The sequence below is a fragment of the Niastella sp. genome, assembly GCF_045805085.1.
Classification (GTDB): domain Bacteria; phylum Bacteroidota; class Bacteroidia; order Chitinophagales; family Chitinophagaceae; genus Niastella.
Genome location: NZ_JBJMLX010000062.1, coordinates 1 through 8,623, shown reverse-complemented (window position 1 = coordinate 8,623; position 8,623 = coordinate 1). Strand labels below are relative to the sequence as shown.

At 45.5% G+C, this 8,623-nt stretch carries 8 protein-coding genes; 6 read left to right on the top strand and 2 right to left on the bottom strand.

Features of this window, described 5'->3' with window-relative positions:
• The first annotated feature begins 486 nt into the window (after positions 1 to 486).
• Both ACJ751_RS02565 and ACJ751_RS02560 read left to right on the top strand, forming a co-directional pair.
• Positions 487 to 1,323, top strand: coding sequence for a hypothetical protein (locus tag ACJ751_RS02565; RefSeq protein WP_407743811.1), 837 nt, complete (start codon positions 487 to 489; stop codon positions 1,321 to 1,323).
• Between the two features lie 140 nt (positions 1,324 to 1,463).
• Positions 1,464 to 1,817 carry an HPF/RaiA family ribosome-associated protein gene (locus tag ACJ751_RS02560; RefSeq protein WP_407743810.1) on the top strand — a complete coding sequence of 118 codons (354 nt, stop codon included), beginning with the start codon at positions 1,464 to 1,466 and terminating at the stop codon, positions 1,815 to 1,817.
• Positions 1,818 to 1,920: 103 nt separating this feature from the next.
• Here the strand turns inward: ACJ751_RS02560 and ACJ751_RS02555 are convergent, their stop codons facing one another.
• Complete coding sequence (locus ACJ751_RS02555) at positions 1,921 to 2,556, bottom strand: phosphoribosyltransferase (RefSeq protein WP_407743809.1); 636 nt, start codon at positions 2,554 to 2,556, stop codon at positions 1,921 to 1,923.
• Positions 2,557 to 2,679: 123 nt separating this feature from the next.
• Here ACJ751_RS02555 and ACJ751_RS02550 point away from each other — a divergent pair, with 123 nt between their 5' ends.
• From ACJ751_RS02550 to ACJ751_RS02540, 3 genes are all read left to right on the top strand, one after another.
• Positions 2,680 to 2,907, top strand: coding sequence for a hypothetical protein (locus tag ACJ751_RS02550; RefSeq protein ID WP_407743808.1), 228 nt, complete (start codon positions 2,680 to 2,682; stop codon positions 2,905 to 2,907).
• Positions 2,908 to 3,467: 560 nt separating this feature from the next.
• Complete coding sequence (locus tag ACJ751_RS02545; protein ID WP_407743807.1) at positions 3,468 to 4,220, top strand: hypothetical protein; 753 nt, start codon at positions 3,468 to 3,470, stop codon at positions 4,218 to 4,220.
• Between the two features lie 2 nt (positions 4,221 to 4,222).
• The gene (locus tag ACJ751_RS02540) at positions 4,223 to 5,308 is read left to right on the top strand and encodes a hypothetical protein (protein ID WP_407743806.1); all 1,086 of its coding nucleotides are present in this window, start codon (positions 4,223 to 4,225) and stop codon (positions 5,306 to 5,308) included.
• Here the strand turns inward: ACJ751_RS02540 and ACJ751_RS02535 are convergent.
• Positions 5,305 to 7,887 carry a calcium-translocating P-type ATPase, PMCA-type gene (locus ACJ751_RS02535; RefSeq protein ID WP_407743805.1) on the bottom strand — a complete coding sequence of 861 codons (2,583 nt, stop codon included), beginning with the start codon at positions 7,885 to 7,887 and terminating at the stop codon, positions 5,305 to 5,307. The two genes, ACJ751_RS02540 and ACJ751_RS02535, sit on opposite strands and share 4 nt — an antisense overlap.
• A 147-nt stretch (positions 7,888 to 8,034) precedes the next feature.
• Here ACJ751_RS02535 and ACJ751_RS02530 point away from each other — a divergent pair.
• A partial coding sequence (locus tag ACJ751_RS02530; protein ID WP_407743804.1) for a DUF4964 domain-containing protein occupies positions 8,035 to 8,623 on the top strand: 589 nt, incomplete at its 3' end.

Here is an 8,623-nt window from a genome sequence, read left to right as displayed (position 1 = left end):
TCCGGCCGAAATGGCCCGCGTTATCTCCTCCGTAGGCTATGAGCCGGTTTGGAAGGATTGGGATGTGGTTTTGGGTAGTTGATCAGTTGACGAGTTGACCAGTTGACGAGTTAACAAGTTGATGAGTTGACAAGTTAACAAGTTGATGAGTTGACAAGTTAACAAGTTGACAAGTTAACAAGGTGACGAGAAAGAAGAAGCTTAGGGAAATAAAGTAGGGGGTTGATAGGGTTGAAAAGGTTGATACAGTTGATAAAGGAGGAAAAGATGAAACAAGTGAGAGATGAAAACAGTGAGGAATATTGCCCTGTCGCGAGTTCTTTCACGTTTCACGTCTCTGCCCTCTGCTTTGCCCGCCGAAGCTTTAGCGTAGGAGGGCCTTCTGCCGGCTTACAACTGATATCTGAGCATAATCATTTTATCGCCTAATAAACATCATACAAAGAAGCCCACCAGCAGAATAGCTTTGATGTAAAATCAAGCACCATGAAAAAGATCCTGCTGGTACTCGATGCTTCGCACATTGATGCCGAACTCATTCAGTTTGCCTGCAATTTTGCAACCCTTTCTCATTCCACATTAACCGGTTTGTTTTTTGGTAATTATGAAGAAGAGGCGCCGGAAGTACAAATGGAGTTTGGCGCTCCCTATATAGAAGAACCGCCTGTTTACAGTTTAGGTCCTAATATTTCCTTACAACAACTGGAAGATAGTATTTCGCTGTTTAAAAAAATAGGCGCGGTACGAGGCGTACGTTGCCAGGTGCAATTCAATAATAACAGCTATGGCGCTGAATCCATTATTGAAGAAAGCCGTTTTTCAGATCTGTTGATTATAAAAGCATCTGCAACACGGGAAAGCAGATCAAAGGAAACACCTACCCCTTTTGTAAAGGATGTACTTGCTGCTGCGGAATGTCCGGTATTGGTGGCCCCTACCAACCTGGCAGAAATAAAAGAGGTCATTTTTGCCTATGATGGCAGCCGCTCCGCTGTTTTTGCCATCAAACAGTTTACTTATTTATTTCCTGAGCTGGCAGATAAAAAGGCCGTCGTATTACAGGTAAATAAAGACGAAGATATGCCTGTTACTGAACAGGAGCATCTGGGTAAATGGCTTCGGTTACATTATTCCAGTATCGGTTTCCAGGTATTGCAGGGTAAAGCTACCGAAGAGTTATTCGCGTATCTGTACGACCGGCAACATACTATTGTGGTAATGGGCGCATATGGCCGCAATGGCTTGTCAGAATTAATAAAACCGGCAACGGCAAGTCCGCTTTTGAAGACTATTGATCTTCCCTTCTTTATCACCCATTGTTAAAGAAGAAGAGTAAACGCATTCTCTATCATGTTGTTATGAATGTGTGAGTAAGTTGCTCCTGTTTGAACAATATGTATTAAACCCGCTATGGGCGTGTGTTTTATTGCATTATAATCGTAACTTAGGATATAATACATTATATGGCATTCCGATTTGAGTCAATGATTATTGAGATTCATGCCCCGCACTCGGAAGTAAATGAATCCATATTGAAACCCATAAAGGAAAAGGTGTTGTCTTTTTCCCATCTCATTAAGGATATTGTAAAAGCCGAAATTATTCTGCGTGATGATGCTACTGCTTCTCCACAAGAAAGTAAAGTATGTGAGATGAGGCTCACGTTGTATGGCGATTCTTTGTTCGTGCACCGGCGATCGGGTAGTTTTAATGAAAGCGCCTGCCTGGCTGTAGATGAGTTGGAAAAAGCGGTTCACCTGCAAGTCCAGTTGGAGCATGGATTACCCGATCAAATAACGAGCACGGTTAAGGTATAAGATAAGGCACAAGGAACAAGGTTCCTGCCTACGCTAAAGCTTGCGCCTCCGCTAAAGCTTCAGCGACACGCGGACGGCGTGCAAAGCAAGGCACAAGCATTTCTCAGGCCTTTGTGTTAGGTGTAAGCATTTGTATAACTTCCTCATCGCTCACTTGTGCAAAGTCTGTATAAAACTCACCTACCGAACGAAAGTGTGAGGGGATCCATACACATACAAACTCATCCGCCACCTCGCTCAGTTTTTGTGCAGCTTGTTTTGATGCAACAGGGACGGCGATCACCAGCTTTTTGGGGTTTTCATGTTTAATCATTTCAATAGTGCTTAGCAACGTGTGTCCGGTGGCAACACCATCATCAATTATAATAACCACTTTTCCATTTAATGGCGTTGGCTGTTTACTGCCCATGAACTTTTTATACATGGCCCTTAATTGCTCGCGAATGTGCAGGGTTTCCTGTTGGATATATTCATCCGATGCAAATGCGTTAGGCGCAATAACCTGTCCTGTGAGGCTTACGGCGCCAATGGCAAACTCTTTATGCATGGGATGACCGATCTTTTTAGAGAGAATGAGCTCGAGTGGCAATTGTAAAATTTTGGCAACCGGTAATGCAACCGGAACGCCACCGCGTGGAACAGCCAGCGTTACGCCGTCAACATTTTTGTAATGGTGTAAATGCTGGCACAATGCCAGTCCGGCATCGATGCGGTCCTGGAATATTGGCTGTGAATTCATGTAATAATTATGGAACAATCGTGCCAGCGAAAAGTTTTGCCTGCTGTGTTAAGCGTTCAGCGTTCTGCATTAAGCGTTTAGCGTCGTGGAATGGCTTTTGCATTTCTGCCCTAAACTAATACCATGGCCAAGAAAACAAATCCTGATAAGCCAACCGAAATACCTTCACCTGAAAAACCGGAAATTACGCCCGAAACAGTGCCTAGCAAACCTACGGGTCCGTTTGAAGAACCGGAAATTGTGCCTGAAGAAGATCCGGGGGGAACCTCTCCTGGTGAGATCCCTGTTCCTGAACCCAGTGAAGAACCGGGGAAACAGGATGAACCGCTGAATCCCAAAGGCAGTGAGTAAAAGGCAAAGGGCAGAGAAAAAAGGCAGTAGGCAATAGTGAGGCAAAAGGCAAAGGCCAAAGGGCCGCAACGCGGCCAGGAAGCATGCGCTATCGCGAGGTCCCGGACAGCAAAGACTCAGTGCAATGACCCAATAACCAATCAACTCGTTATCTTATCACCCCAATCCCTTTATCAACATTATCAACTTTTCAACCCTATCAACCTCCTGCTTTATTTCCCTAAGCTTTTTCTTTCTCGTTAACTTGTTAACATGTCAACTTGTTAACTGGTCAACTCGTCAACTGGTTAACTCATCAACTGAACTCATAACCCCCTATTGCTCAAAAGAAAACGATAGGAAATTAAATTCCCCAACAATACTACAACGGGTATTTACGTTTTATACAGCGTCTAAAGTACCAATATACGAGTGAAGGGGGAATTGATGCCTATGGTATTGATTCTGTAACAGCTTTCACATAATGATTAATGTAAATGTAAAGATGGGATGAATGACGGCTGGCCAGCACCAGTACGCATTTATCTTATTTTTGTAGTAAGACTATTAAAAAATATCCAATGAAAACCCTTTGTATCCGTTGTATCCTATGGGTCTTTTCTATGTTGCTTATCCAACGTGCCGCACAGGCACAGGAGGCGCCCGCACCTCATACGTCAACGCCAGGTGCGTCGCCGGTGATTACGTTTGATAATGGAAAGCAAAAAAAGCCAAAGGTTAAGAAGGAATGGAAGTTTGCAGTAGATATCGATGCCGGTTTCTCCAATCCCGGTGCAGATCTTAAAGAAGCTTTCAAGGGCGGTCTCGCTGCCTCTATCGGTTTTAAAACAGCTTTTCTGAAAAACAAGTTATGGGTTCGGCCGGTAGGTGGCTTAAAGTATTACTGGAAGAATGCCAACCTGGGTGAAACCAAACGCGAAGCGTTCCGCTCGTATAAAGCAGGACTTGAACTGCAGTACAACGCCTACACAAAAAATAAATACTCCTTTTTTCCCATTATAAGAGTTGATGAAAACTTCTCGTCGAACAATGTTACGCCAAAGTCCGACGATAAATCAGCTACCGCCCCTTTTAATACAAACGGTAAAGTTTTAACTGGCAACAGTTATTCAATCGATGCCGGTATTATGGTGGTTCGTTCCGGCGACTTATATGTAAAACTGGATTACGAATATTATAAACCCGAACTGACGGTAAGCCCTGAGTTGATCCAGGAAATGCTGACAGCCGGTTTGTATATGCCAACCAAAAAAGTATACAACTGTAGTTCAATAAACCTGAGTGTGGGTGTTAATCTGAATTTCAAAAAATAACTATGAAAAAACTATACTTATTTTTAGTTATGGGTGTTGTGGCGTGGGGCTGTGGTGATAAAGACAGGTTCATGGTAACGAGCATCCAAACTACACCAATACTGGATTCAAAGCTCAAAGTAATAATAAAGGATAATACCCTGCAATATGTGCGGCTCGATAGTACTGTGGGGATAAGAGGGTTTTCCGATAAGAACTATTTTGAAACAGCCGATCAGTTCCTGAACTTTTCAAACACTGGTATTGCGTTTCCAAAAACAAAGTTGACCCCATACAACTACAACAAGAATTTAGTGGTGTTTACTTCAGGTACGTCTGCGGCGCCGGTAATAAGTTATTCCCTGGATTATGGAAAAACCTGGGCAGCTGTGGCGCCAAAAACGTTTACCCCGGCAATCAGCACTGCTGGCTTTTACAGTACCGAACTGGTATGCGCAGCCTTTATAGACAGCAACAACATTATGCTGGCTTACCAGCAAAAATCAAATACGGATGCTGACAGCCGCCAGTTTTACAAGTTTAATATTGCTGCCAACGCTGCTAAACGTACGATCTGGTACGATGATGCCTTTCAGCCGTTGAACATGCAATTTGTTAATTATAAAACAGGCTGGATGTTGTTGTATAAGAACAGCGCCTACAGCACCTTTATTTCAAAAACAACCGATACCGGCCGTACCTGGACTGAACCGGTGGCTATTGCCAACCGGGTAATCAACGGCTTGCAGGTGGGCACAAAAGGCAGTATTGCCGCTATTGAAGATGCAGGGAATGTATACATTTCGCCCGACAGCGGTGTAACCTGGAAAAAGCCTGCTGCCGATTTAAAACTTACCCATGCGTACATGGTAAACAAGGCGGTGATATATGGCGTTACCACCGAAAGCCTCATGAAGAGTACTGATACCGGCGTAACCTGGAATACGGTTTCGGACAATATGTATGAATACCTCAACATGAAAAAGATCCACTTCCAGGACGAACAGAACGGTATTATGTATGGCGATCAAAAGCTGTATATAACTGCCGATGGCGGAATTAACTGGAAAGTACTGTTGTTCCCTTATCCATATATGTTGGCAGATTAATTGGTTTTTCGCGTTCTGCGTTTAATGAATTTTTCCAGCTCCACTGCATGAAAGGTGATGGCGGAAACCAGTACGCTAAAGCCCAGTTCTGTAATGGTTAGTGGCGCTGTGTTAAAGATCCTGTTTAAAAAAGGAAGATAGATTATAGCTATTTGTAAAATAGTGGTGAGCGCAATGGCGCCAATCAGCGGTCGGTTGGTAAATACGCCCATGCGGTAAATATATTCGTATTCGCTGCGTGATACCATTGCCTGCGCCATCTGGCTAAAGCAAAGCACGGTAAATACCATAGTTTGCCAGTGCGCATCACCCACATGAATGGCCCATGCCTGCATAATGAGGGTAACGGTAGCCATCAATACGCCAACCCAAATTGTATAAAATCCCAGCCCCTGGGAAAATATGCCTTCACCAGGGTTTCGTGGCGGACGCTGCATAATTTTGGTATCCGCTTTTTCGCCGGCCAGTGCCAGCCCGGGTAAACTGTCTGTTACCAGGTTGATCCATAAAATATGAATGGGTAATAACGGAATAGGTAAACCGACCACCGGCGCCATGAAGATGGTGAGAATTTCGGCAAAATTACAGGCCAGCACATATCTAATAAACTTCCTGATGTTATCATAAATACGTCGCCCTTCCTCCACAGCTTTTACAATGGTGGCGAAATTGTCATCCAGCAGGATCATATCGGCCGCTTCTTTTGATACATCGGTACCGGTAATACCCATCGCCACACCAATATTTGCGCGCTTTAAGGCGGGCGCGTCGTTCACGCCATCGCCGGTCATGGCAACAAACTGTTCCTTTTTTTGAAGGGCTTTTACAATGCGTAGTTTTTGTTGGGGCGAAACGCGGGCGTATACTTTTATCTGCGCCACGTTGTCGTCGAGGTCTTCGTCGGAGAACTTTGCCAGCTCGGCGCCGGTGACGATCCTGTCGGCGGCGCTTTTCAGAATACCCATGTCACGCGCAATAGCGGCTGCTGTTACAGGGTGATCTCCCGTTATCAGCACGGGTACTATTCCGGCTGTTCTGCAAGCGGCAATGGCCTGCCGCGCTTCGGGCCGCGGCGGATCGATCATGCCTGCCAGTCCGCAAAAATATTGATCGCTTTCCAGCGCCGCCTGGTCTTCCTCCTTCGGTAATTGTTGAACCAGTTTACAGGAGTAGGCAATCACCCGCTGACCGGTTTCGGCCAGTTGATTGCTTCGTTCCGTGATCGGTTCGGGATCGCCTGTGTTACATATTTTCAATATCGACTCCAGCGCGCCCTTGGTGATCACTAAAAATTGATCATTTGCTTTATGCACGGTGGTCATCATCTTGCGGTCCGAATCAAAAGGCAGTTCCTGTTCGCGGGGAAAGGCCTGTTCCCATTTGTCGTCATACGCCTCCTGTTGCAGGGCATATTCAACCAGGGCTACTTCGGTAGGATCGCCTTTTCGTTTGTTGTTATCGGTATGGTCTTTTTGCGCATCGTGGTTCAGGCTCATAACCAGTAACAGCGTTTGTTCTTTTGATATACCGGGGATGGAAAGATCGAAATGTTCGAACTGCCAGACTTTCTGCACTGTCATCTGGTTTTGCGTGAGCGTACCGGTTTTGTCGGTACAGATATACGTTACAGAACCAAGCGTTTCAACAGCGGGCAGCTTTCTTACGAGGGCGTTTTTACGCACCAGTTTTTTAGCGCCCAGGGCCAGCGCAATGGTGATAACGGCAGGCAATGCTTCGGGAATGGCTGCTACGGCCAGTGAAATAGTGGTAAGCAACATGTTTAGCGGGTCCTGGCCACGCAGAATGCCAATGCCATACAATACCACACAAATGCCCAGGACCACAAACGATAATTTTTTACTGAAATCGGCCAGGCGTTGTTGCAGCGGCGTGGTAGCTTCTTTCTCCTGCAGCATGCCGGCAATTTTACCGATCTCGGTTTCCATGCCCGTGGCTACTACAATGCCGGTACCATTACCGGCTGTAACCAGCGTGCTTTTATAAGCCATATTGGTCCGATCGCCCAGGGGCGCTGCTGAGTCCTGCAGGGGGCGCGATGATTTGTCAACCGCCTGTGATTCGCCGGTTAGCGAGGCTTCTTCAATTTTTAACGCATGGCTTTCCACGATGCGGAGATCTGCGCCCACCATATCGCCCGCTTCAAGCAATACCATATCACCCGGCACTACATCTGTTGCGGGAATTTGCGTTACGCGTTTGTTCCGTCGCACCCGTACCAGGGCGGCCGATAGTTGCTTTAAGGCATCGATCGCTTTTTCGGCGCGGAACTCCTGCACAAACCCAACAACGGCATTGATGATAATAATTATCAATATTACGATGGTGTCTTTTAAGTCACCCACAAAACCCGATACAATGGCCGCCACCATCAATATCAGTATCATCACGTCTTTGAACTGCATGGCAAATAACAACCACACCGGTCGCTTTTTCTTTTCCTGCAACTGGTTAGGGCCATACTGCTGAATTCGTTTAGCGGCTTCGTCATCCGGCAGGCCATCCATGTTGCTTTGAAATTCCTTTAAAATAGCATCGGTAGAGGAAGTGTGCCAATTCATTTTATAACAAGATTTTTTTACTCTTAATCTGTTTTTAATTTGCTAACTCCTTAAATTCGGTCATGATTTTAAACTGCATGTTAAACTCATGCAATATTCCGGCCTCATCCTTTTCGGTTGTTATCACACTAATTACCTTTCCCGCATATGAAAAATACCATTTTACTGCCTGTTTTTTTGCTTTTTTCAATTGTTATGTCAGCACAGGTAAAAAAAATGCCTGCCTACCCGTTGATCACCCATGATCCGTATTTCAGCATCTGGTCGTTTACCGATGACCTTACCGCCGGTTCTACCAAACACTGGACGGGCGCTGATCAGCCTATGACCGGCTGGTGTACGGTCGATGGCCAAAACTATCGTTTTATGGGGGAGGAAACGTCATCGGCAGCTACTGCTCAATGGAAAGGCGTAACTGTTACTGCTACCCGCACTATTTATCAGTATGCGTGTGGGCCTGTTAACCTGCAGGTGCAATTCACCTCACCTTTGCTGTTAAATAGCTGGACTATATTGACCCGCCCAGTTTCCTATATTTCGGTAACGTTGCAGGCGAACGATAACAGAACACATCAGGCCCAGGTAAGTATAAATGTGTCTACCAATATTTGTGTTAATAAACCTGAGCAGGAAGTGACTGCTAAAAAGCTGGTGACTACCGATGGTTTGAATGTGATAAAGGCGGGCTCGGTTGAACAACCGGTTCTGCAAAAGAAGGGTGATGACCTGCGTATTG

Bases quoted from the DNA above. Each gene is read 5' to 3' on its own strand.
- ACJ751_RS02565 (WP_407743811.1), top strand. From the start codon at position 487: ATGAAAAAGATCCTGCTGGTACTCGATGCTTCGCACATTGATGCCGAA.
- ACJ751_RS02560 (WP_407743810.1), top strand. From the start codon at position 1,464: ATGGCATTCCGATTTGAGTCAATGATTATTGAGATTCATGCCCCGCAC.
- ACJ751_RS02555 (WP_407743809.1), bottom strand. From the start codon at position 2,556: ATGAATTCACAGCCAATATTCCAGGACCGCATCGATGCCGGACTGGCA.
- ACJ751_RS02550 (WP_407743808.1), top strand. From the start codon at position 2,680: ATGGCCAAGAAAACAAATCCTGATAAGCCAACCGAAATACCTTCACCT.
- ACJ751_RS02545 (WP_407743807.1), top strand. From the start codon at position 3,468: ATGAAAACCCTTTGTATCCGTTGTATCCTATGGGTCTTTTCTATGTTG.
- ACJ751_RS02540 (WP_407743806.1), top strand. From the start codon at position 4,223: ATGAAAAAACTATACTTATTTTTAGTTATGGGTGTTGTGGCGTGGGGC.
- ACJ751_RS02535 (WP_407743805.1), bottom strand. From the start codon at position 7,887: ATGAATTGGCACACTTCCTCTACCGATGCTATTTTAAAGGAATTTCAA.